Origin of the sequence: Aliiglaciecola sp. NS0011-25 (assembly GCF_040370605.1) — a bacterium.
In the GTDB taxonomy this organism is placed as follows: domain Bacteria; phylum Pseudomonadota; class Gammaproteobacteria; order Enterobacterales; family Alteromonadaceae; genus Aliiglaciecola; species Aliiglaciecola lipolytica_A.
Genome location: NZ_BAABWR010000031.1, coordinates 1 through 25738 on the forward strand (window position 1 = coordinate 1; position 25738 = coordinate 25738).

Sequence of the window (25738 nt, forward strand, 5' to 3'; positions counted from 1 at the left end):
GTTTGAACGACATCCGTTCAAATCTAAACTCAATATAAAATAATCCCTGAAGGGGCTGGACGAGAAGCTACGATTCGCAGTTCGACTATGTTGTCTAATAAAGGTAAGTTTTTTATTCGATAGCTTTTTGTACGCCACTCGGTTATGGTTAGTTATCGTGAAGTTTCTGATTGAATTCAATCAGCTGAGAGAACCCCATGCTTAATTCCCATGCCATTCAAAAAATGATTAAAACAGTAGGAACATGTGTTTGTTTCGTTTCACTATCAGCCTGTGTGAGTAACGATAATCCTTGTGAAGAAGTATTAGAAGTCAAACAACAGCATCAAGAATGCGAAAGATTACGTAAGACTATGCTTAAAACGGATTATCCCCAACAAGCACTTACCGCTAAAATCCAGTACGAAGAAGCATGCGTAAATTTGCGGTATTACCGAGATGAATTCGATACTATTTGTAAGAAAAACGAAACACCGATTGGTCAGAAACCCAAACAGAACTAATTAGGATTAGTTGACTATCTGCCAAATCTATCTAACAACGCGATGGTAAGTTAGATAGACCGGCAATTTAGCTCATTTGTGAGTAGCGCTAGCTAGGAATAGTAGTTACCTTCCCATCCATCCCCCATCGACTAATAATATTGAGCCATTCACATAACTAGAGGCATCTGACGCTAAGAATACCGCAGGTCCTTCGAAGTCCTCAGGCGTTCCCCAACGGCCCTGTGGAATGCGTTCTAATATGCTTGCTGCTCGCACAGCATCGTTGCGCAGAGCCTCGGTATTATCGGTATCGACATAACCTGGCGCAATGGCATTGACGTTAACACCTTTGCCTGCCCACTCATTCGACAAGGCTTTTACTAATTGTCCAATTGCACCTTTACTGGCAGCATAACCGGGAACCGTAATTCCACCTTGATAGGTCAATAGTGATGCAGTAAAGATAATTTTGCCTTTACCACGGGCAACCATCTCTTTTCCAATTTCTCGGCTTAGAATGAATTGCGAATTTAAATTAACATCTATGACTTTATCCCAAAGTTCATCACTATGCTCAGCGGCCGGTGCGCGCAATATGGTGCCCGCATTATTAACTAATATATCTATTTTAGGAAAATCTGCTTTGACCTCCTGAATGAATGCATACAAAGCTTTGCGGTCAGAAAAATCACATTGGTAACCTTTAAACTTTTTACCAAGGCCATTTACTTCCTTTTCTACTTCCGAGCCTTGTAATTCTAAGCTCGCTGAAACGCCAATAATGTCTGCCCCAGCAGCCGCAAAACCCAATGCGATTGCTTTACCTATCCCACGTTTGCAGCCGGTAACTAAAGCGACTTTTCCTTCTAAACTAAATTTATCTAACATTTTCTATTCCTAATAATAAGTGTAATCACAGGTAATACTTTCCAGAGATTTTGCTCAAACACCATCGTAACTTGTTGTTTTAACGATTTTTCCGGCCTTATCGCGCAAGATGGATATCCATTTCGATTGAGCATTAATATCACCATACTCGATTTTATTTTCACTGGAATATAAGAAGGTTTCAGTGAACTGCGGTGAGCTAATTTCAACACCTATGCAATTCTCACCTTTAAGGGATTGAACCGAAATATCCTTGCTCTTTTGTGATTGAATTGCTTCTTTAGGCTGAAAAACATTGAGGAAGTAAGTATTTTTCGTTTTTTCAGGATTTTCAATTAACAGTGTTTTTAAACTAATCCGACGAATATCATCTGGCCGTTGCGGGGTCATTATCTCTTCAACTAAGGTTTCATCTATTTTCGTTTGCCTCGCTTCAGGAAACGCGGTAAATACATTAAGTGCGCCGTTACCATTAACAATTTCAAACTGATTTTGACTTATTTTTTTAGCATATTTTTCAGAATGGATGCGCCAAGTATAAGTATGCTCTAAATGACTTTCCAATTCATCTAACAAGATAAAATAGCCACATTCACTATTAATAATATGCCTAGCATTACGGGTTAACTGCATTTCTGGATAGTACATACGACTTGATTCGCCAACCACATAGCAATAACCATCTTGATTAGAGAATGCCTCAACTTGGGCGACCGCACTTTCAGGAACATCGCGCCATACGTTATGAATACCTTTGCAGTTTAGGTCAAATAGTACGGGATCACTTAAGTCTCCCTCGTCCCATATTTTCTCACCAACACAGCCGGTACCATCAACGGTAACCAAATTATGAATTTCCGCTTTAGAAGTTCGGTTATAGCCTTCGTCGATGACCAGTGATGCGCCTTTATGAACAAGGATAAATTGATTAAAGTCTACGTGATAATGAGTAAGACTGCGGGTTTTCCAATCGTTCTTTTTATCCAGCTCCCAGCTCATCTTCCATTGTTTGTGGCCACCAGCAGGACTGCATTTAAATGATAAATGAGTCGCATCTGTATCCCAACTTGAACGCATTACCACTAAGCCAAGATCAGGAAAATATTTGGTGAGGGGTAAATTCTCCGGGGATTGCTGTTGTATTTCAGGGTTATACCAAATTAACTCAAGAAAGGCTTCTGGCAAGATACCTGGAAAAATTTTACTTTGATAGGCTTCTCTAAACAGGAATTTGGTGCGAACCATCTCCCCTAGCCACTGTGCCTGACCGTTGTTATACTCAGATGCTATCTTGTAGTATGCACAAATTGAATGAGAGCTGCGTTTATCGTGTACATCCGCAAAGTTAATGTTCTCTTCCCAATTCGGTGCAGACTGATAAAGTCGATAATCAAACGTATTCTGCATAAAGCCAGTTTTAAAATGATCAGTACCACCATCTTTACGAATCAAGTCTGCAGCAACTAAAAAGAAATTCATCGCAAAGCGCCAATACCCGGTGCCTTCGTAGTTGGAACCATCCTCAGGCAAATAATCAAATACTTTGTCAAAGTTATCTTTAATTTCGTCAATCCATACCTGTGCGCCCTCATGTTCAGAGCGAATCGCATAAGCGGTGGTTAACAGGCCAGAATAATTTATCCAATTATGGTTCTGCCAATAATTAGTAGACCAGCAATGTCCGAGGTTTTGTTGTCCATAGTCAAAAATTTTATTGCCTTGCAGGATCAATTTATTTAGAAACTTAGTGCGTTCATCGTCCGTGAGATGATCTTTGAGCCAGTCGTAAGATAAGCCTAAACCAAATAGCATCCATGAAGCACTGAGATCAACGTCCACCAGAAACCCATACCCCCAAACGTCATAATCAACTGCGGTAAAGATCCAGCGTTTAGCCTCAATCAAATAATGTTCTTGTTCAGTGAGTAGATATGCCAAACTTAAATTTGCCGCGGCCATCCCCATATAAGTAATACTAGTATGTGGATGCTCTTTTGAGAGCACTTCGTCTTCATATAAACGACACTGCTCAATAAGCCGAGTTAAATGCTCTTTGCGGGTGGTTTTAAGCTCCGCTTTAAGCACTTCAAGTTGGTCGTTAATAAGTAAGTAGTTCATGGTTAATCCCTGTATTCAAAAGTCATAATCGTTAATAAATTGCAATTCTTAGAGTAAATGAGTGCCATAATTTGAATTACGGTGCTACTGATTTAATCTCGGCTGCGGGCGGCTTACCGGCTTTTAGCATTAAGACACTGATTGCTCCTATTATTAGCGCAAGTACCAGTATCGCTATTCTGCCTTCTATCGGATTAGGAATTATCAACATTAAGGCGATGAATCCTGTTACTGCCGCGCCAAACTGGCCAATAGCGGTTAATTGGCTAAGATCATTCCCCTCACCTATTTCCTTTTCAAAATCGATGGGGGTTTTCATATTTTTAAAGAACCTATCTACCATTTTCCGATGGGCGGAATTCGAAGCTGGTGCAAATAGCATAGATACCAAAAAGCCAAATGTGCCTGTACCTAACACACCAAAAAATTGTTGTTGAAAATTCCATTCAAAGGCATCGCTATAAGACTGCGAAAACCCTAAGTAGCTCAAAGGAACTTCGAAGAAAGCTAAACAAGAAAATAGCAACGCACAGGCGATAGATAAAAGCGCTGCCCACCAAGGTGTTTGCCGTATAAACATGCCCAATAATAGTGGAATCGTAATTGGCATTGACAACAACGTGCCCACTTGCAACATGATTTCGAATATCCCAGAACCATCTTGTTGGGCAAAATAAAGCGCCAAAAGTACAATTAAGAACCCCATAACCCAAGTTAAGGTGCGGCCATAATTTAAAAGCTCTGATTCGCCTTTAGATTGCCAGCGTAATTTGCGTGAGACCTTGGGATAAATATCTTTTATCAAAATCGCCACGTTGGTATTTAAGCCAGTATCCATTGAGCTCATAGTTGCCGCTAAAATAGCGACCACGATCAACCCTACTAGCCCCACAGGTAATAAGCTGATACTGGCAACCGCATAACTCGCTTCAGCGGGCTTAGCTATATCAAATGCCATAACAAGTTCAGGGTATAAAAGTCGTGCGGTGATTGGGGGTAAAAACCAAATTAAGCTACCTAACAACATTAATATTGAGCAGAACAAAGCGGCTTTGCGCGCTTCTCGCCCATCTTTTACCGAAAAGTATCTTGGTGCTGCATTCATGGAATTGAAAACGATGAATTGTTTGGCCATCATTGCGCTCGCCCAGCCCCAAGTATAAGCCCCTCCAAATAAGGTCGCAGAATTGACCATACTGTATTCTTCGGTTAAACCTTGCGCCTCAATCTCAGCAAACAAATTGTTGATTCCACCTAGGGCGTCCAAACACAACCAAGCAACGATTAAAGTTAAAGGAACGAGGATTAATCCTTGCAGAAAGTCAGTGGCCATCACAGCCCAACGTCCGCCGGTAGCAGAATAAAGCAGTACAACGACACCGCAGACTACAATCACATAGTTGATGTCATAACCAAACACTGCGGAACAAAAAATGCCAAGTCCATACAGCGCCATAGCAGAATACAAAATACGAATAGGCACTTCATAATAGGCGTAAAAATCACGGGTTGTTTCACCAAAGCGACTGGCAATGGCCTCAGGAAATGTTGTCACTCTCATTTGCCGTAACCAAGGGCCCATAAACAAAAAGTTTACGAAGAACCCCAGCACGTTACCGAAGAAGATAAACATCGCAGAAAATCCTGATTCGTAAGCAATGCCAGCAGCACCGGTAAAGGTCCACGCACTAAAAGCACTCATGAAGGCACTGCTACCAACAAGCCACCAGGTGCCCTTACAACCGCCTTTAAAATAGTCATCGGTATTAGCTGAGAATTTTTTAAAAACAAAACCAACGATAACAATCAACGCTAAATAGCCAATGATGACTAAGTATTCAATATTAGAAATTTCCACATTTTGCCTCTTGTTAGATTGCCTAATATTATCAATAGGATACAAAAACAAAAACGTTTTACTAAAACGGTTTAGTTGATTAAGTTAACATATTGTTGCAGAATGTCAATATTCGACTAATCAGAACCTTTCAAGAAATATTTAAATGGCAAAAACTAAACTCATTGATGTGGCTGAACGAGCTGGGGTGTCAAATAGTACTGTCTCTCAGTACTTAAATGGCCGTTTCGACTACATGTCTGAAAAGACAAAGGAACGGATAAAAATAGCCGTTAGCGAATTGGATTATGTGCCTAACCCTATTGCTCGTAGCCTGAAAATGAATAAGACAAAAACCATTGGGGTGATAGTTAGGGACATAACAGGTTTCTATACGAGCCGTACCATTCGAGGAATTGACGATTTTTGTAAAACCAGTGAGTACAATTTATTAATTTATAACACTGACGTAGATCCAAAAGTTGAAGCGAAATCATTAGAGACATTATACCAACTGCGGGTTGATGGCATTATTATCGCTTCGTCGGGAAAGAATACTGATTTAATCAATAGATACAGTGACGGTGGCTTACCGATCGTGCATTTTCAACTTGAACATGATGGTAATGAAAAAAATATCATTATATCTGATTATCGAAAAGCGGCTTTTGAGGCAACTGAGTACCTAATACAATTAGGCCATAAGCGAATTTGTTTTGTCACTCAAGATTTTAAACATGTTAAATCACGAAAAGATCGTTATTTAGGATATTCTGATGCGCTGCAAAAACATGGTATTCCACTCGATGAACAACTCATTCAGTATTGGCGCCGTGAAACTGGATTTGAACACTCCCCCACCAGCTTACTAGATGCAGATAATCCACCAACAGTGTTTTTCACTCAACATCTGGCGATTACCACAGATATATTAACTGCGTTGAATGCCGAAAATATATCTATTCCCGATGACGTGTCGATTTTAGGTTTTGATGACATTCCTATGGCCGACTTCTTTAAAGTCCCCATCACAGTAATTACTCAAAATCCTTATGAAATAGGTCGACAAGCGACTAAGTTATTGTTGAACAACATCAACAATAAAGAGCCATCGTCAGAGAAGATAATGATCCCCTGCTCGTTGATTAAAAGGTTGTCCTGTAAACAGATTTAGAGTTCGAATTAATTCGACTAATACTGTTTAGTCAAAACCCTTAGTTAAACAACTGGTTTTACAACTTTACGTTTTGCTAAAGCCGTTGTCATGGAACCGCATACAACACAAATAGCCCCAAAAATGACATAACTATCTAGCTCAATTAAGCTAAATTGCTCAGGCAGAAGTTGTTGAGCGATCACCACACTCAAAAATGTAAACAATGGCCCTGTTGCAATCACTGCGCTCACTTTTGCTGCACTCCAAATATTCAATGCTTCGGTGAAACAGCCGTAGGCAATTACAGTATTCAAACAACAGAATAGCAAAGCGTAGTATTGCAGCTGATTTAAATCCGTGATGGCCGATAAGTGGATAAAAGGAGTAAGCGCAAGAATACCAATTAAATAAATCAGTAAGGTTAATTGCTTGGCAGTAAATGAGCGTAACAAGACTTTTTGCATCAGAGCATAGGCGACCCAAGTTACCGCGGCTAGTACAACCAACATGATGCCTGAATTATAAGAATTGATAGATGAAAAGAGTAAATCTAACTTGGGACTAAAAAATAAACCCAAACCCAAAAATAAAATTATCGCTCCGGTGATTTCAAGTCGATTAAGTCGTTCTTTGAAAAAAACGATGCCCCCTAACATCAATAAAATAGGAGCTATTTGCATCACCACTTGAACCGTTTCGGGATTTACATAATCTAGACTTTTTACATTAGAAACATAGTTAACAACCAGCGCTAATGCAGCGACTATTAAAATAAATTGTGCTCTAGGCACTTGTTTCCATATGCTCGGTAACGCATTTGTACTAAGTAGAAAGACAAAAACCACAAGCCCGGCGAATAAAAAACGAATCCATGTGATCGTCATACTATCCAAAGCTTGTAGACATATTTGCAGGAAAACCGGTAGAACACCCCAAAGAACAGCCGTAATTAGAGCTAGGAAAAATCCGTTTAACCTAATTCTCATAATTTTATTACCGTTGGCTATTCTTCGAGTTTCAATTTCACTATTTAACCGTATTATTATGGAAATTTACAGTTTAATTCTAATTATTAATAGTTTATTGAAAAGTCTATTCCGAAGGTTCTAGGGTCACCAGGATATATGGCTAAATTACCGGTAGTGCCTGATGCAGCGAACTCTTCGTCCAGTGCGTTTTTAGCCCATAATGCAACATTGTACTCTATGTCTGTACCCCACTTGTAAGCTACTCGCGCATTTAAAATGTCCGTTGCTTCGCGCTTAATAAGTTCAGTTGTAGCTAAATCGTTATACTGATCATCTGTATACGCATATTGCACATTGTAAATTAGTTGACCATCACCTACTTCTTTAACATAGTTGAAGTTAACACCATAACTAACTGGTGGCGCTTGTTTTAAATCAAAGTCTTCTTCAACAAAGAATGTTGCTTCTTCAGTAAGTGAAACATACTTAGCTTCTAACAATCCAACAAATGCATCTATGGTTAAATCTTCCGTAGCTTGCCATGTAATATTGGTTTCAATACCGTAAGTTTCTACGTCACCCGCATTAATTCGGGTAAAGCCATTAGCGGTTGAACCACTGGTTTGTAAATCGGTATAATCGTTGAAAAAAGCGGTTACGTTTAAACGGAAAGATTTAGATAAATCGCTTTTCATACCCATTTCATAAGTAATTACCGACTCTTCTTGTACTGGGTCAAAACTATCTGGTGACCAACCACCTGATTTGAAACCAGTGGTTATCGATGCGTAAGTCATCATATCGTCATTTACATCGTATGAAACTACCCCTTTCCATGAGAATTTACCCCATTGATCACTTTGTAGCCCAGCATTTTCTTGACCAAGTGAACTCCAATAATCTGCAGTTGGTGCGGCATCAAAATCTTTTTGTTCCCACGTATAACGAACACCACCAGTCACATGTAACTTGTCAGATACGTTATATGTATATTGACCAAACAAACCAGCCGATTCAGTTAACAAGTCGATATCTGCACCACCGAAAACAAATTCAGTATACTGATCGGCTTCTTCGCGGAATAAATAAACACCTGTAACCCAACTGTAATCTTCAGCGTCTTTAGCAAATCTAAATTCTTGACTCATCTGGTTTTGATGAACATCTTGAAAGAAAGGCAAAGTTACAATGGTTAACATTCTTTGATCTAAACGTCTGTAAGAGGTGATTGAATCAAACGAAATTTCATTGCCAAAAGTACGGTGTGCTTTAAAACTGGTGCCGCTTTGATATAAGTGATTATAATATTCACCCAACTCTGTTTCACCATTAACTAACCCACTTGTTGGAAACTCAGCTTGATTAATGGTGAATATATCACCATCATCGTCTAGCACTAACGAAGAGTAACCAGGTTCTGAGTTATCTCTCATGAAATCTGCTGACCAAGATAAATCCCAAACATCGCCATAGTAAGCAAGCGCTACACGCGCCCCTAGTTTGTCTACATCACCTAGGTATTCGCCGTTATCTGTGTTTTTTATGAATCCACGACGACTTTTACTGAATACTGACACTTGACCGGCTAGCTTGTCTGTTAGACCTTTGTTGACCATTAAATAACCATCGGTTAATTGATCTGAACCCAATGACATTTTTAAAATAGTTCGATCTGAAATACTCGGTTGTTTAGTGGTGACTCTGATTGCACCACCATTGGAGTTTCGACCATATAGTGTTCCTTGAGGGCCACGCAATACTTCTATAGATTCAATATCCGCTAAATCTAACAATGCCCCAGTCTGACGACCAATATAAACACCATCCACATAAATACCTACCGCAGGATCAACCCCCACACGAGATTCGTCTTCTCCGATACCTCGAAGGAATACTTTCATACCACTTGCTGAACCAACATTTTTAGCAATGTAAATATTAGGTACAGCTTCACCAATCGAAAGCGCGTCAGTCATATTACGCAATTCGATTTCTTCTTCATTCAATGCCGTAATCGCAATGGGAACTGTCTGTAAATCTTCTTCTTTGTATTGGGCACTTACTGTGATCCGTTCTAATTCCTGAGCATGAAGCGTTTGGCATGCAAAGATAATTGACGAAGCCAACAGCAATTTACGCCCCGTAAAATTAGATTTTTTATTATTGTACACTCTCATTTTTGAGTTCCCGTTGTTATGTTTTAGTGGATGGTTTTGGATAGGTATATAGATGTATTGTCATACTAATATAACATTATATCTGCAACATCAAGAACTTTATAAGAAACTGGCTAACCAGTAAGTTAAGAAGAAAATCAATCAAGGGTATGAAATTTCACCGCTTATTTAACAACTGTATACATTTGAAAAATAAGCAAAAAGATTACTCAAAGCAGTAAAAACACGACCTAAGGATTAAAATAAACACATTTTACTTTCAAAAAATTAACACTCTAATCTTGAATTAGATCATCAATATCTTCGATTAAATCATTTAATTTATTTTTCATATGTTTCTTTTGTTTTTCAGTTAAGGTCATATTTAAGGCATTTAACAAATTGGCATATTTGATTCGATTATATTCGTTTGCTTGCAGATATTCGGAGCTTTTAAATTGATCTGGATTTTGCATCAACTGATTCAATTTACTCGCATAGTCATCAACTTGATGTCGAGATAACATTAAGGTTTTTGTAACCTTCTGAATTTCCCGTCGATATGACATCCAGTATTCAAAAGTAGGCTTAAAATCACTGACATATTCACTTATTAGCACTTTCTGAGGATTCGACAACTTGCCTAGCCACTCTTTAATTTGCTCTTGAGTATTTTCTATAGAGTCTTCTATGCGCTGCTGCTTAGACATTTTGTTGCGCTTTTTCTCTTGTTTCAGATTATCTTTTTCCAATGCAGCGAACATGTCATCGATTTGTTGGTCATTTAAGTGCAACGACAATTCTGATAACTCAGGGCTAATTTCACCTCTAAAGCGCTTCCAATGGGCACTTCCTCGGTCGAAATGAGTTAACCACTGCTGAGAACTTAAAACGCCATTTTGTATGTCTGTTTTTAAATCTTCTAAATGTTGCCGATAGCGCAAAAGCTCATCCTGCCGATGCCAAAGCAACCACTTTTCTACTTTTGCGTCTAACATTTGCTTCTGAGACTTATCTAGATCAACATAATCATCCACGTACCAATACAACAACCAATCAATATTGTTATATGCGAATTTTGAAGTACAACCAGTGAGTAATAACACTGCCGCTAAGCAAAAAGTGAAAAATAAACGTTTAAACATAGTAAGTATAATCTCAAGTAGTACTAAGTATCTTTATTCTTATTTGCATCATTGCTTACTAGTGACAGTGAGGCAATAGTGAAACATCAATTCTTACAGTTTTAATAACTATGTCACTTATGACACCTGCTCTGCTAAATCTTTATAGTTTTCAATAAAAAGGCTATGTTTAGCAAAGGTTTAAATTATTAAGTCAGCTAAGGGGTATTATACATGCGTAAAATCGCGCTTCTCACTTCAGGCGGTGATGCACCCGGCATGAATGCTTGTATCCGTGCAATTGTTCTCACCAGTCTACGTTATGGACTAGAGGTTTACGGCTATCGTCATGGATACAATGGGTTATTAGAGCAAGAATATTTAAACCTAAGAGCCAAAAATGTATTAAATATCATTCAACGAGGCGGCACGATTTTAAACAGCGCAAGGTGTTTAAGCTTTAAATCCAATGATTCTGCTAAAACGGCAGCAAAAAATTTGGATGCGCTTGGAATTGAAACCTTATTGGTAATTGGTGGTGATGGCTCCTTTCGCGGAGCAAAGCATCTTGCCAAACATTGGTCAGGTCAAGTAATAGGATTACCTGGCACTATAGACAATGATGTAGATGGGACAGACGCCACTATAGGCTATTACACCGCAATCGAAACGGCCTTAGACTCCATCGATAAAGTTAGAGACACAGCCGATGCCTTTGAACGGATTTTTCTCATCGAAGTGATGGGACGTCACGCCGGTTTTATCGGTTTAAATGCCGCCATCGCCTCTGCCGCTGATCATATTATGCTGCCAGAAATATCCCGCAGTTGTGAGGATGAACTAGAAAACCTTATTGCCCATATCGAAGCGGTGAAAAAGCGCAGAGGGAATAGCAGTTATATTGTCGTAATAGCAGAAAACTTGTGGCCAGAGGGGGTAACAAAGTTAGCTGAGATACTGAGCCAAAAAACCCAAATAGAATGTCGCCCAGTGATTCTCGGTTACGTACAACGAGGGGGCTCTCCAGTGTCACAGGATCGAGTTCTAGCTACCAAACTCGGGGCTTTTGCGGTTGAAATGGCACTGGAAGGCAAGACAGGCGTAATGGTGGGCGAAATTAATCAACAGTTGGTATGCAGTGAATTAGAGACGAGTTGGCAACAGAAAAAACCATTAGATCCTTATTTAGTTAAAATTCAACAGGATCTATTCGACATATTAAAGCGACCTTAACTGATAATCGCCGTGTTCGACTTAGCCATATTTCACAATGTGGCTAGCTCTTCCAACTGCTCAGAAAAACGTACTTTCTGACCATCTTTTAGTCTTTCTGCGCCACGCACAACAACTGGCGAAATATGGTTAAGATCACCAAACACTTCAACCCTTTCTCCGACACCAATACCTACAGTTACTGCCACTTGTTTAACTTCATTGTCTCCGGCGATTTGATACACAAACGCCCCTGACTTTCTTAAAACTAACGCATCTCTTGGAACAGTCAATGCTTGATGAAACTCACTATGAGGCAATGCAACACGCACCGCACCACCAATTGCATATTCATCAGGGGTAAGTTGAACTCGAATTTCCATCATCCGCGAACGGGCATTTCCAACAGGTACAATGGCCCGAATTTGATGTGATTTTTCAGACTCTCCGACAACAACCTTCACCGCTAAACCTTGTTGGATAAAAGGAACAGCTGAAAGCGGTGCTTTAATAGATGCTTCAATATTGCCTGTGTCGACCACTCTAAGTACTGTTTGCCCAGTTGAGATATATTCACCAGGGCTTTGGATTCGTTCCACCACCATTGCTTTGAAGGGGGCTTTGATTTGACTTTGTGTAATCCGATATTGGGTTAATTTTTGATCGACCTTAGCTTGATTTAACTCCTGTCTTGCAACTTCTAGTTCAGACACGATTTCATCAAGTTGATCTTTAGATGTATTCGCCTGTTGCGCCATACTACTGAACCGTTGTTGTTTACGACTCAAAAGATCGACTCGCGACTCCCACTTAGCAACGTTTGCTTGATTTTGCTCTAAATTGAGTTTCAGCATATGATCATCTACTTTCGCTAACACCTCTCCGACCTCAACTAAATCACCCACTTCGGCCATCCAGGTAATTCGTCCAGGTACTTCCGCGGCAATATTAGAGTCACTGCGACTGACCACAGTCCCCGGTACCCAAATTTGTTGTGAGATCATTTCGCTATAAACCGCATCAACTTCCACTAAGGTATCTGAATCTTGCTGTGCCAATGTGTGACCGCTAAAAGTGAGTAGTAGCGAGAGCAAAAGCGTTTTATTGTTTTTTATTATCATTTTGTTTTCCAATAAAATTGAGTTTGGTTAATGACTGACAATTGGCTGTTCATTAGCCATTTTAGGATTGATTAAATGCCTTTGGCTGCCCTGCCTTAAACACAGCAATGTTGGTAATAGTAATAATGTAAATATTGTACTAACACACATGCCCCCTACGATAACGGCAGCAAGGCCTCTGTATATGACACTGCCAGCACCAGGCATTAGCAATAAGGGCAGCATGCCAAATATACTGGTTAATGTGCTCATAAAAATGGGTCGTAAACGCATTAACAAAGCCTGATGCACAGCTTGTTGTCTAGCTAGGCCTTGTCGCTCACCATTACGGGTTTGATGAACTAACAAAATGGCATTATTCACCACCAGACCAAGCAAAATAATAAAACCAATCATAGTGAGCAAATCCATAGGTTGGAAGCTAATCATGTTGAGCAATCGAACCGCTATCACGCCACCCACAGTTGCCAAGGGAATACTCAAAATCACCATTAAGCTATCGATGAGCGACTTAAATAGTCCAGCCATCAATACAAAGAGTAGCGCCATTGCAAATAGAAAATTCTGACTCATCGTTGCGATTGCTTTATTTAAACTATCCGCACTTCCGCCATAATTAATCGCGCCGTCAGAGGGCATCATTGCCATCAATTGAGGTTCTACATCCTGTTTAATTTTTGCCATAGCTTCTTCGAGCGACATACCTTCAGGAGGATTAACCGATAACGTTAAGGTACGGCGCCGATCAACACGTTGAATTTGGCTTGGGCCAACCGATCTCACTACATTGACCAATTCTCCTAACTGCACCATCTCTCCGCTAGGCGTGATGATTGGGGTAACGGCTAATTGTTCAGGGTTGCCCCAATCTTGGGATTTAAATATGATATTCATCCGTTTGATACCATCAAAATACTCCCCTACATACATACCATCCCCCATAGATCTCACAAGGCTGGCAACGCGTGTTCGATCCATTCCCACTTCCATCATTCTGTGATCGTTAGGGTAAAGCTGGAGCTCAGGCTCTGCTTGCTCAAGACTTGGGTTAGCTCGTACATTCGCATCAGGAAATGCTTCTCGAAGTAGATCTAATCCATGTTGAGCGGCAACAGTAAGCCCTTCATGGTTAGTTGCTTGTAAGCGCATATCAATACTTCTACCATTACCAAAACCACCGAACAAGTTGCCTTGCATTGTAAAAGGCTCAGTATCCGGCAGATCTTTCAAAATTTCGTCTCTAACTAAACTCTCTAACGCTCTGACATTGTTTTGGTCTTTTGCTCGAATTCCCAATGTTCCGCCATTCGGCCAGGTAATAATGTAGTAATTTTTAAGTGCGGGCTCTTTCTCACCAGCCATATAAGGTTTGAGTCGCTCAACCACAATTGACATCACTTCTTGTTGAATAAAATTGTCACTTGCCCCTGCCGGAAAGTTAAAAAATGAATCAATGGCATCACGCTTAACTGGGGGTAAATAATCTAATTTTGGCATCAACACTAAAGTAAACGTGATTGGTACAACCATTAGTAAGCAAATGGTTATATAGCGCTTCTTAGCCGTTGCATTTAGCATCATGATTTTGTCAGTTATTTTAGCCCACACATTCGTTAATCTATCTGGTGGTAAATCAACCTGCAGCCAGCGGCTCGCAGCAACAGGCAGTACAGTAACTGCAACCACAAAAGAAATTATCACGGCAATGGCAATGGTAAGCGCCAAGTCGGCAAACAACTGGCCTTCTACATCTTGCAAAAAAATAACGGGAATAAAAATTGCGACCGTAGTAGCGGTAGATGCTAACAGCGCGCCAAAGACCTCTTTGGTTGCTCTTTGAGCGGTTTTTACAGCGTGTTCATTTTTCTGTTTGTGTCTAACAATATTTTCTAACACCACTATGGCTGCATCCAACACCATTCCAACGGCAAATGCTAATCCTGCCAATGAAATAACATTTAGCGAACGTCCAGTTAAGTGCAAAACGACAAAAGTACTGAGTAGTGATATAGGAATGGCTAACGCAACTATCAGTGTTCCGCGAACTTGTCCCATAAACCACCATAAAATAGCTATCGATAGCAAAATCCCAATAACTAAGTTACTGGTGACTAAGTTCACTGCGCGGTAGATAAAAACAGAAGCATCAAATGATTGTGCCATTGTTAGTTTTTCATCAATCAAAACCGTTTGATTCAGTTCGTCTACTTTTAATTTCACAGCTTCTAAAGTGGCTAAGACATTCGCTTCATTTTCCCTGTCTATGCGAATTGAAATAGCAGGGTTACCATTTTGCACACTGAAATTTGAAGCTTGCGCTCGTTGAATTTTTATTTCGGCAATATCGCTTAGCTTAATAGGACTGCCATCCCGCCACTCTAAAATCATATCGCCCATTTCTAATGGTGAATATTTACCTCTAAATCGAATGGTATATTTACGTCTGCCAACATCAACAAAACCACCAGAAACATCATTGGACGATCCTAAAATTCTGGAAATATTGGTAATATCCACACCTAACTCGGCGGCTAAATAGGGATCAAATACAATCTGGAACTCTTCATTGTCACCTACCCCACTTTCCATGCGAACTCTAGCCACGCCATTGATGGACTCAAGAGAAGGTCGAATAACATCTTCAAAATAAGTTACATATTGTGAAATTTCACGCTCATTTCCAGGAAGTTTTTGTAAGAAGAAATAAGTAAGTGCGGGAGTCCCACCACCGCCGCCACCCATCATTATATTTGGAGACAGTGCATCCCTAGGTAAAGGTGGAATGCGATTCATACGGCTAATCACTTCTATCAAAGTACGCTGCATGTCAGTTTCTAAACCAAATTCCAAGTTGATCCAAGCATTACCCTGGTTAGCCCATGCACGCATATTTTGTAATCCTGGAATACCTTGCAACACCTCTTCTTGGGGTTCTAGTATCTCAGACTCAATTTCTTGAGGAGAGGCTGCACGCCAAAATGTTTGGATGGAAATAGTCGGCCGTTCTATATCGGGGAATAACTGAATCGGTAACTTAAATAGACTATAAAGTCCCAGGAACGCGATAATACCCACTAAAATAGCGACACCTGAGGCGTTTTTTAACGCAGATCTGGTTATGTCCATACACAAAACTTTTACATAATTAACGTACCGTTAACTATAAGTCGCTTTGATAGTGTAAAAAGTTTAAATCTGTTAGTAACAGAAAAAATACGACCAACAACAAGGCTAAAAATGAGCTACTTGTCAGTGCGATGAATAGCAGTAAATGGGTAAAAAAAGCCTTCACTAAACGATGATTGTTTAGAATAGATTTAAAAATATGTAAAAGTAGTTTAGCCAAAGGTGTTTTTCTAATTGCGATAGCGTCGTGAATGTTAATTTCCGACAAAATATTTTACCCTTTACGAATTGCGACAAACCTTTGAATGATTGTCACTACATTCTATATAAATCATCTTTTACCGGTGGTTTAAAATTTATTAATGTTTTTGGAAAGGTTTAAGCGTATTTCTGGGCAGAGCAGAGTTTTAAAAATAACATAGGCAGCAAGTCTGTGCGCATTTTACTACGCCACTTAACGATAAAGTCAATTACTTATAAAAAGTCCTTTAACGAACTGCCGCTACATAAATTGTGTTTGAAACCAAAAGAACTGCAGATTAAGCAAAAAGTGTCGTTATTAAACCCTGATCATTTCCTTCACTTTATCTCTATGACTGCGACTCACTTTTAATTCAGTGTCATTACTCAGTACGAGATGATACTCACCACTAACATGACTGACCATTTTAGTGACATATTGAATATTGACGATTGCTGAACGATGGGCCCTGACAAACTTTCTGGGATCCAATTCTTCCTCTAGTTCCTTCATAGTGCGGCGCATTATGTGAGTACCATCAGAAGCATGGACACACATATAGTCCCCTGCTGCATCAATCCATTGAATATCGTCAACGGCAACTCGCGTCACTTCGGAACCGTCTTTTATGGCTAAAATAGAAGGATAACGCTTGTTATCAATAGTTTCGCCTGATGCCAGACGTTGTAAAATATCTTCACAATCGTCTCCGGTAAATTCAGCGACGAGTTTAGCTAACTTAACTTTTTGTTCACCTTCACTATTTTGTCCAAATACCGCAGATACTTTTTCGATTGCTACCCGCAAGCGTTTTTCATCGATAGGCTTTAAAACATAATCTAAAGCATGAATATCAAAGGCTTTTATGGCGTAACTATCATAGGCGGTAACAAACACAATAATAGGAACCGGTTGCTGCAATTCTCTGAGTTTATTGATCACTTGAAAACCGTTTAAGCCTGGCATTTGGATATCCAAAAATACCAAATCGGGACGAAGTTGAGGTATCACTGAAACAGCTTCGAGGCCGTTTTGGCACTCCCCTAATACTTCAATATTATCAAATTCTTGCAACCTAACTGCCAAGCCTTTTCTTGCTAATGGCTCGTCATCTACAATCAACGCTTTAATTTTGGTTGTCATGTTCATTCACCTCAAAAGGAATTCGAATGCTCACTTTTATACCCGTAGGCTGATTGTGAGATACGACATAAGAAAAGTTATTTGAATACAATGAGTTGAGTCGTTCTTGGATATTCGGTAATCCAACACCATTGCTACGATTTAATTGACCATTTTCAATATTAGCACCTGGGCCATTGTCACTTACTTCGAGCATCAAATCGCGGCCAAACGATTTAGCGACAACTTTTATTTTACCGCCCTTTTCCATTTTAGAAATAGCATATTTAATCGCATTCTCGATGATTGGTTGCAAAATTAAACTGGGAACCAAGGCTTGGTTACAATCTTCAGCGATATCCCATTCAACGTCTAAGCGATCATCAAAACGTACTTTTTCTATCTCTAAATATAGCTCTAAGGCCTGTATTTCATGCTTAAGTGAAATCTTTTTAATCGGATCTTTATCTAGCGAATAACGCAAAAAGTCACTTAACCGGCTGACCATTGCCTCAGCAGTTTTATTGTCTTTAATTAAAATTAACGTGCTGATCGCATTTAAAGTGTTAAACAAAAAATGCGGATTCAATTGATACCTGAGCATTTTCAAATGTGCTTGGTGGGCCATTGTTGACGCTTTGAGTGCATTTTGCTTTTCTTTTTGCAGCATTTGGAAGTTCTTAATCCCGAAATACAACCCACTCCAACATACCACCATGATCAATGAATTAATGGTGTTAGTGAAATACATAAACCAAGCTTCAGGTCGATAACCGTGTTTATAAATTTCCCAATAATTAATATTTTTCAGAACGGCCCAGAATAAGGCAATAAAATAAGCACTGACGGCTACAGTAAGTAGCATTTTCCATGCAGTTTGTTGATGAGCCCAACGGTATATGTAGCGCAAAGGTATGGTTAACAACCACCCTGCCATTGCATTTAGTGCAATGACAAAAATCCATATTCCGCGTACATCATGTAAGAATGAACCAATATAATAAACAATCGCGAAACCAGCCCACCCTCCGGTATGCAGGGTCCAGAATAGCCTCTCACGATTTTCGAACAGTTTTTGCCAATTGATCAAAGTAAATCTCAAGTGAACAGATTAAGCGTTTATTATACCCTTGCAGATAATCAAAAACTCGTTGTTAATCCCAACCATAGTTGTGTTTGTCGCAAAGTAAGTAATCCGTCGAACTTCCGCAGTTTTTCAACTTGCGATATTCAGTTAAAGACTAAATACCTGTGATTGAACGCCTCAATCAACTGGCTTTTTAAATGTCTCAAATCGGTGTTTTAATATTGAATATTAAAACGTTTTAACCAATGTACCCACCACCAAGCAGGACCGACTAATAAAAACTGAATATCTTTAAGAAAGGATGGTTTTTTTCCTTCGATTTTATGACCTACAAATTGCAAAATCCACATCACCACAAAAAGCGCTAAGCTAAATTGCCATACGGAAATATCCAAATAAGCTAACAGCCGGATTCCGCCAAAACATAAAATAGTGAACAACGTCATTGCAGCCCCAATTGGGCCAGACAATTTAAAGTAATACCAAAGCACAGGAATAGAAATCACATGGGCCCATGTGATTTCGAAATGATTTAAAAATTCAGGGGTGGGAATAGACCAAATTAATGCAAATGTCACAAAATAAATTGCCGGAACGGCAATTCCGTGGATTAAAACATTTGTTTTATTTTGATGACTTTCGCCATATTCATTTAATAACGTTTCGACTCTTCGCATAGATACCTCGTAAATGGAGCAAAAGCTCTGCACATCTTAATTTTATTATTATTAATAGTGATGCCACTCAATTAGGAGTTATCCCCACGACAACGCCCATAATGTCACCCAGTAAAAGGTCAAGCTATCATCAGTTGATGCAACAAACCTTCGACAATTTTTTCTGAAGCCTCGAATTTAACACCTAAGTAAAAACGGGTTTCATCGACTTTTTGATTCATAACTATACCAGTTAATTCGGATATTTTTCCGTCTGGATTTTTAATCGCTAAGGTGATGTGTGTTTTTAGCGCCAATTTTTGTTTCACCAGTTGACGGTCTACTGAGACGCGACAGCCACTTGAAGACAAATCCACTATTAGACCATCAAATAACATCACATCAGATTCAGTTTCTACCACAGTCACAAATACGTGGGCTTGGGCTCGTTGCTCACTTCTCAGTGCATGACACTGAAGTGAAAGCGGAAACGAAGTAAATATATAGTTACCTGGTTTATTCAGTATGACATTAATCTTGACTTTAAATGCGACTACTTCGCCGGCATCTTCTTCGTGAATGTAACGCACGACTAAAACACTATCAGGATATATGACATCCCGTAAATTGCCCCAACGAGCTTCATCAGGAAATTTAATAATTAAACAGCGGCTGCCGTCTAATCCAACAAATTCAGTCTTGATTCTTTTAACCCCAGAAGCAGCCATAACTTGAAGATCCAAAGAAAGTCCGGGTCGCATAGCACGCAATTTACGCAAATCCTCCCGCGTTAAACCTACTTTGTCCTTTAATATTGCCACCTTTTCGAACTCTCCTAAAAGTTACCTTTTGATTGTCATCAAAACCATTAATCCTTACAAGTTGTATGTTTTTTATCATTTAAACTCTGACTCTACAACTTTTAACTGTCATAACTGAGAATAATATCAATGCTTTAACTGCTTTTAACTTAACTCAACAAAGGCTATCGGTTATGCTAAAGATATCTCGTCCCGTCACTTAATAAGTGATTTATCTGGCGGTTGATTAAATCAATAAAACTATAATAGAGCACAACTTTGCAAACATTTGAACAAGTACATTATTCCGTAACTGTTGACTCCATTGCTGGGCACACATTCAAAATTATTCAAACCATCAACTTTGCTGATCAAGTTGATATCAAGATAAAGTTACCGGCATGGATCCCTGGAAGTTACATGATCCGAGATTTTGCTAAAAATATAGTATCTCTCAAAGCGTACGACGATAATCAAAACAGTTTAGATATTGAAAAATTAGATAAACAAACTTGGAAAGTAAAAGCTGGCAGTAGCAAGATTCATATAGAGAGTATTGTCTATGCCTTTGATTTGTCAGTAAGAAGCGCCTATATATGCGATGAATATGCTTTTTTTAACGGCACCAGCGTTTTCTTTGAAGTAGAGGGCTACTCTGGCCCTTGCAGCGTTGAGATCAACCTTCCTGCAACAAAGTTGGATACTTGGTCTGTTGCAACAGCAATGTTGGAAACCCAATCAAACAAATTAACCAAGAAATTTAGTGCCGATAATTATCAAACTCTGATTGATCATCCAGTGATAATAGGTGAACTGGATATTACTTATTTCAAGGTGCAGGAGGTTGAATTTGAATTTGTTTTGACCGGCTCTCATCAAGTTGATACCGATAGAATTTGTCGCGACTTGCCAAAAATATGTGAGCATCATTTGGCACTGTTTAACGAAAACACGCCAATTAATCGTTATGTATTCATAACTTTACTCTGTCAATCTGGGTTTGGAGGTTTAGAGCATAGTCATTCGACTGTTTTACAATTCGCTCGCAATCAGCTTCCAAGCAAAGCACAACAACATAAAATGCCCGACGGTTATCGCACATTTTTAAGCTTATGTAGTCACGAGTTATTCCATACTTGGCACGTTAAACGAACCAAGCCTGCGGAATTTATCGATTTAGATTTAAGTAAAGAAACCTATTCTGAACAACTATGGATTTACGAAGGTTTTACCAGCTACATTGATGATCTCAGCTTGTTGCGCTGTGAATTAATCGATGTGCCTAGCTACTTTGAAGTTATTGGACAAACATTAACCCGACTCAAACGTAATCCTGGTTATCTAAAACAAACGGTTACAGAGTCGAGTTATGACGCTTGGACTCGCTTTTATCAACAAGATGCTAGTGCCGCAAATAATATTGTGAGTTATTACGCTAAAGGTGCAGAAATAGCACTATGCCTAGATTTGTTAATACGCAAAGAGTCAGCCAATCGTTTTACAATTTTCGACCTGTTAAAACTACTTTGGCAGCAATTTGGTTACGTCAATATTGGTACCCAAAACGACTCTATTCAAACGATTTTAAAGCAAAATTTAAACATCAATCTAGATGAATTTTTGGAAACGGCTTTATATACCACAACACCTCTCCCTACTGAGCAATTGTTGGCAGATTTCGGTGTTGATATGCACTACAGAGCAAGAAAAGATGCAAATGATAAAGGCGGAAAGCCTGCAGATGAAACCCTCTCTATAGATTTTGGCGCAAGCTTCGAAGCTGCAGCAACGGGCATCTCTATTTTACAAGTTTTAGAAGGTTCACCTGCGTATTTAGCCGGTTTACAGATCAAAGATAACCTAATTGCCATTGAACAATGGCAAGTGAATAAAGATTCAGTATTTACCACGTTAGAAAATTATAGCGAGCAACCAACAGTGAAATTATTCGTGTTCCGTGACGGCAAACTTAAAACGTTTGACATGCCGATTAAAAATGCAGCCAAAGATACAATTTACTTAACGACTTCAAATCTACAAAAACAGGCTTTATGGTTAAACGCTCAGTAAGCCAGTTGTTGCTTGGCTCATGTTTTAAAAAGAAACACACCAATTGGCATAACTTCGAATTACCTTAACAAACCGTTTTATGCCACTTGCCAGTGGCTTTAAAACTGCCAACTCTAAACTATTGGCATTTATTTAAACCTGGCTAGGTCGAATGTTCCCAGCAGATGCGCGTAATTGAGATTGAATTACCAATAACCGCCATTTTTATTCACAATTGCCGAAAGCATAAAACCAATAGTGGCACTGCACAAAACCAGACCAATTAAGAAAAATGGCGTAAATTTAGCGATTGCGAATCGTACATTCCGTCTTTCTATGCTGTCGATAACTTCATCTAGATCTGATTCATCGTAGTGATATCGATTAACGATATAACGAGATGAATCACCTACTTCAGTGAAGTAAAAATGATATTTATCTAATAACTCTCTTAACCGCACGGGATCCATCTTCGTTTGCTTTAATACATCTTCAAAGGCAACGCCGTTTGGTTCAAATCCGTCCAATACTTGATGTATTTTCACCACTTCAGACGCCTTCATGGGTTTGATCCCGATAATCGTACTCATGTCTAAATCGTATTTCATTGCAGAAACCTTTGTTTATGACTCAATACAAAATATATCACCAAAACAAGTTAGCCATGGTACAGTTTTTAGCAAAGATTTTAGTTTATTCAGAAGGTCTTGCAGGGACGAGTAACGCTGGGTCTACTCGTTGATTTTGCCAATTCATTCGCCAATCCAAATGTGCTCCAGTAACTCGGCCAGTGGCACCAATTTCAGCAACCAACTGCCCTTGTTCAACCTGCTCCCCCACTTTCACATGACCTGCATGCAAATGTAAAAAAGTAGAAGAAACACCATGACCATGGTCAATAATCATAGTACCACCCGAATAATACATATCAGGTACCCAGAGTGTCACCACGCCTGCAGCCGGAGCATAAACAGGAGTGCCCGTAGGTGCTGCTACATCGAGTCCAAAGTGCGGTCTTTTGGGTTGTCCGTTTAACACCCGTTGACTGCCATAAACGCCACTAATTGGTCCTTCAGCAGGCCAAATAAACGATTGCATAAAATCGATGCGCGAGTCTCGAAGCGCACGGGCTTTTGCGACCTGTTGGTTATCTAGGCGAATTCTGGCTAACACATCTTCCGGAGGTGTCACCATTTTAGGAGGTAAGCCTTCAATGCGTTGAACATCATATTCACGCTTTTTTAAAATGATATCTTGTTGTTGTTTAGGTTGTTCTGGCGCCTGCCAACTTAGTTCATGCTCAAGGGCGGCATCACGCCCGAAACCAAAAACGAAATATCCTTGTTCCGAAACCGCTAAGCTTTTACCATCCAACCAAACTTGACTGCCTACGGGTGCTTTCCCTCGTATCAGTGCACCTTGCGAAAGCTCCCCTTGCAATTCAATAGCAAAGGCATGAACACTCAATATCAAACCCAAGAAACAACAAAACAACGTTTTAAGCATAAGCGATGGCTCCTTTTCCAACCCCTTCAAATGCGAATACTTTAAAATGACTTTGCGGACTCTGTTGTTTCAGATCCAATGCCATGTATTGGGCTAAGCATTCTACCGTAGAGTCGGTGTTAACAATTTCGCATTCAGATTTTGGAATAGCTAATGAAAACTCACCTTGCGAGGATTCATAGGTGAAGAAAAAATGTGTTTCCGTGTTCTCTACTTGTCCAGCTAAAACACTTTGTTGGCCGTCAACAATATCTTCTTCACTCCCTATGTAGATGTCTTGCCAACGTTCGGCCCAATATGCCTGCCACGCTAGATTCAATTTATCATTTTCATAAATCACAACCTTTGAGCGGTGCCCATGGGCAATACGCTGACAGTTACCATCGTGTTTTTTTAGGCCATGAGTGTAGTGATAAAACGGTGTGTCTATTACTTCAGGACGCAAAATTAACTCAATACCATCAACATTGCTTGGCAGATGTGTGGCAATCACTTCTTTTAAATATTGGCCAACAGAATCTATATCTACCTCAGAAGCGTAAACAAAAGCATAAGCTTCTGCAGGACACAACAGATGGATCGACTTACCATTGGGCCGTAAAAAATCTACTTTTACTTCATCGGTATTGGGATCGCGTTTGATCTGGCTAAAAGCATGTTCGGCTGGTACGAGTAATTTGTGATCGACATATTCATCGATAAGAAATTTCAATTCTTTCTTAACTTTTCCGAAGTCTAGCACCATGCTTTCTTCATTAAGTTCACCATCTAAAATCACATCGACAATCCAACTTTCACCAACCATCCCTCTTTGTGCACAAAGATAGGAAAAATCCATTACGGTTAAGTCGTTGACAAAAAGCTGCATAGTGTAAAAAAGTCCTGTTATTTTGATGTTGTAAATATCGTTTTATGATTGCGTCAGTATATCGTATTCAAACTAAATCGGCATGTTTGAACACAACAAAGCTAACTATTATGTCGTGTTAACTGATCTTTCAAATTAGGTGGTACCCCTTTAATCAATAGGGTGTCAGAATTCGCATCGTATTGCACTCGATCGCCATACAAAACTCTATCGAAACTCAGACTAATACCGCCACCTTGACCACTAAACTTGGCAAGGGTTTTTAACGCACTGCGATCGGCCTGAAAGGAAGCTTCCAAAGGCGTTTCTGCTTGTTGGTTAAAATCAACAAAATTGCGACCATCTTCTTGGGGTAGGCTTTGCGACAATTCTTCAATTTGAATATCATCTCCTTGCTCCAATTTAGCTTTATAGTAGTCAGAAACGATTTGCCGTGTTTGCTGCTGCTCTTCTTTGTCTAATTGCTCAGAGGCGATAAACTCGTCTACCGTTTTCAGCAGTTGCTTATTTTGCTGTTTGATATCAACAAGTTCTTCGCAACCGATAAAGTGCATGAAAAAATCAGAGACTTTTCTGCCCATTCGCCCCTTAATAAAACTAATATAACGGTTTTGCTCGGGTTGAGTTTTTAATTGGGTTAAATCGATTCTTACCGCTAATTGCATTTTGGCTAGATCTAGATGATCACTGTAGGTCAATTCTAATCTTTCAGTGATTTCAACGTGCTGTTTAGTATTCAACAACGCAATCATTAAGTATTCGGTGGCTAAAAATTCATAATGGCTGAAGATAACAAAACCGGTTTCCACTGTTGCCATTTCGACCATACTCTTTTTGAGTTTTTCACAACTGGCAACACTAAAATCAATAAAGGTTTCAGGTTCTGCAATCATCGCCAGCAATTCTGAACGAAATTCATCGTTAGCTTTAACCGTATCTTGTTCTGCCGAATCGGTTGACTGAGAAGCTTGATCAATAAAACTACCGACCCCTTTGCCGGGTTTTTGATTGAATACTTGATTAATTTGCTGTGCAAGTGTTTCAATATCTGGAGTGACGTCAAAACAGGTGCTTTTGGGAACAACGGTTAACTCTTGTTGTTCATTAATCCCTAATTGATGTACTACAAAGTGTTGAATAACAGCGCTCATGAAAATCTAACCTTCTAAAAGTTATGGAAAATAAGAAAACCGACTATTGAAAAAACGGCACCTAGTT

General features: G+C 39.4%; 20 protein-coding genes. 4 read left to right on the top strand and 16 right to left on the bottom strand.

The genetic code is table 11. The features are described 5' to 3' along the window. Nucleotides 1–197: 197 nt before the first annotated feature. Entirely contained in the window at nucleotides 198–503 is a 306-nt protein-coding gene (locus ABWV72_RS19690) for a hypothetical protein (protein ID WP_216047666.1), read from the top strand. Nucleotides 504–608: 105 nt separating this feature from the next. Here the strand turns inward: ABWV72_RS19690 and ABWV72_RS19695 are convergent, their stop codons facing one another. The 3 genes from ABWV72_RS19695 to ABWV72_RS19705 form a co-directional block, all read right to left on the bottom strand. Next, nucleotides 609–1373, bottom strand: a complete 765-nt coding sequence (locus ABWV72_RS19695; protein ID WP_342808030.1) for a 2,5-didehydro-3-deoxy-L-galactonate 5-reductase — start codon at nucleotides 1371–1373, stop codon at nucleotides 609–611. A 54-nt stretch (nucleotides 1374–1427) separates the two neighbouring features. Then, a complete protein-coding gene (locus ABWV72_RS19700) occupies nucleotides 1428–3491 on the bottom strand; it encodes a DUF4962 domain-containing protein (RefSeq protein ID WP_353372617.1) in 2064 nt (687 codons plus the stop codon). A gap of 76 nt (nucleotides 3492–3567) precedes the next feature. Continuing rightward, entirely contained in the window at nucleotides 3568–5349 is a 1782-nt protein-coding gene (locus ABWV72_RS19705; RefSeq protein ID WP_216047663.1) for a sodium:solute symporter family transporter, read from the bottom strand. A 145-nt stretch (nucleotides 5350–5494) separates the two neighbouring features. Here ABWV72_RS19705 and ABWV72_RS19710 point away from each other — a divergent pair, with 145 nt between their 5' ends. Further along, complete coding sequence (locus ABWV72_RS19710; protein WP_216047662.1) at nucleotides 5495–6502, top strand: LacI family DNA-binding transcriptional regulator; 1008 nt, start codon at nucleotides 5495–5497, stop codon at nucleotides 6500–6502. Between the two features lie 44 nt (nucleotides 6503–6546). On the opposite strand, the gene ABWV72_RS19715 is transcribed toward ABWV72_RS19710, so the two are convergent. The 3 genes from ABWV72_RS19715 to ABWV72_RS19725 form a co-directional block, all read right to left on the bottom strand. Beyond that, nucleotides 6547–7470 (bottom strand): DMT family transporter, encoded by a 924-nt coding sequence (locus ABWV72_RS19715; RefSeq protein ID WP_216047661.1) that lies wholly within the window; start codon nucleotides 7468–7470, stop codon nucleotides 6547–6549. 86 nt (nucleotides 7471–7556) lie between these two features. Further along, nucleotides 7557–9629 (bottom strand): TonB-dependent receptor, encoded by a 2073-nt coding sequence (locus tag ABWV72_RS19720; protein ID WP_353372620.1) that lies wholly within the window; start codon nucleotides 9627–9629, stop codon nucleotides 7557–7559. A 275-nt stretch (nucleotides 9630–9904) separates the two neighbouring features. Beyond that, nucleotides 9905–10753 carry a DUF6279 family lipoprotein gene (locus ABWV72_RS19725; protein ID WP_353372622.1) on the bottom strand — a complete coding sequence of 283 codons (849 nt, stop codon included), beginning with the start codon at nucleotides 10751–10753 and terminating at the stop codon, nucleotides 9905–9907. A gap of 213 nt (nucleotides 10754–10966) precedes the next feature. Here ABWV72_RS19725 and ABWV72_RS19730 point away from each other — a divergent pair, with 213 nt between their 5' ends. Beyond that, nucleotides 10967–11965: a 6-phosphofructokinase gene (locus ABWV72_RS19730; RefSeq protein WP_353372624.1), complete on the top strand. Its 999-nt coding sequence runs from the start codon at nucleotides 10967–10969 to the stop codon at nucleotides 11963–11965. Between the two features lie 32 nt (nucleotides 11966–11997). On the opposite strand, the gene ABWV72_RS19735 is transcribed toward ABWV72_RS19730, so the two are convergent. The 6 genes from ABWV72_RS19735 to ABWV72_RS19760 form a co-directional block, all read right to left on the bottom strand. Further along, the gene (locus ABWV72_RS19735) at nucleotides 11998–13065 is read right to left on the bottom strand and encodes an efflux RND transporter periplasmic adaptor subunit (protein ID WP_353372626.1); all 1068 of its coding nucleotides are present in this window, start codon (nucleotides 13063–13065) and stop codon (nucleotides 11998–12000) included. Between the two features lie 27 nt (nucleotides 13066–13092). After that, a complete protein-coding gene (locus ABWV72_RS19740; protein WP_353372628.1) occupies nucleotides 13093–16191 on the bottom strand; it encodes an efflux RND transporter permease subunit in 3099 nt (1032 codons plus the stop codon). 559 nt (nucleotides 16192–16750) lie between these two features. Beyond that, a complete protein-coding gene (locus tag ABWV72_RS19745) occupies nucleotides 16751–17575 on the bottom strand; it encodes a LytR/AlgR family response regulator transcription factor (RefSeq protein WP_216047649.1) in 825 nt (274 codons plus the stop codon). After that, nucleotides 17559–18644, bottom strand: a complete 1086-nt coding sequence (locus tag ABWV72_RS19750) for a sensor histidine kinase (RefSeq protein WP_216047648.1) — start codon at nucleotides 18642–18644, stop codon at nucleotides 17559–17561. Before ABWV72_RS19750 ends, ABWV72_RS19745 begins: the two co-directional genes overlap by 17 nt. A gap of 212 nt (nucleotides 18645–18856) precedes the next feature. Then, nucleotides 18857–19318, bottom strand: a complete 462-nt coding sequence (locus ABWV72_RS19755) for an Mpo1 family 2-hydroxy fatty acid dioxygenase (RefSeq protein WP_353372631.1) — start codon at nucleotides 19316–19318, stop codon at nucleotides 18857–18859. Nucleotides 19319–19437: 119 nt separating this feature from the next. Beyond that, nucleotides 19438–20118, bottom strand: a complete 681-nt coding sequence (locus ABWV72_RS19760; protein ID WP_342808018.1) for a PilZ domain-containing protein — start codon at nucleotides 20116–20118, stop codon at nucleotides 19438–19440. Nucleotides 20119–20376: 258 nt separating this feature from the next. Between ABWV72_RS19760 and ABWV72_RS19765 the strand changes: the two genes are divergently transcribed. Further along, entirely contained in the window at nucleotides 20377–22167 is a 1791-nt protein-coding gene (locus ABWV72_RS19765) for a M61 family metallopeptidase (protein ID WP_353372634.1), read from the top strand. A 185-nt stretch (nucleotides 22168–22352) separates the two neighbouring features. On the opposite strand, the gene ABWV72_RS19770 is transcribed toward ABWV72_RS19765, so the two are convergent. From ABWV72_RS19770 to yejK, 4 genes are all read right to left on the bottom strand, one after another. Beyond that, on the bottom strand, nucleotides 22353–22754 hold the full coding sequence (locus ABWV72_RS19770) for a hypothetical protein (RefSeq protein WP_216047644.1): 402 nt from the start codon (nucleotides 22752–22754) through the stop codon (nucleotides 22353–22355). 85 nt (nucleotides 22755–22839) lie between these two features. Then, complete coding sequence (locus ABWV72_RS19775) at nucleotides 22840–23652, bottom strand: M23 family metallopeptidase (RefSeq protein WP_353372636.1); 813 nt, start codon at nucleotides 23650–23652, stop codon at nucleotides 22840–22842. After that, complete coding sequence (locus ABWV72_RS19780; protein ID WP_216047642.1) at nucleotides 23645–24520, bottom strand: 6-pyruvoyl trahydropterin synthase family protein; 876 nt, start codon at nucleotides 24518–24520, stop codon at nucleotides 23645–23647. Before ABWV72_RS19780 ends, ABWV72_RS19775 begins: the two co-directional genes overlap by 8 nt. Nucleotides 24521–24621: 101 nt before the next feature. Next, complete coding sequence (gene yejK / locus ABWV72_RS19785; protein ID WP_216047641.1) at nucleotides 24622–25671, bottom strand: nucleoid-associated protein YejK; 1050 nt, start codon at nucleotides 25669–25671, stop codon at nucleotides 24622–24624. Nucleotides 25672–25738: the final 67 nt, after the last annotated feature.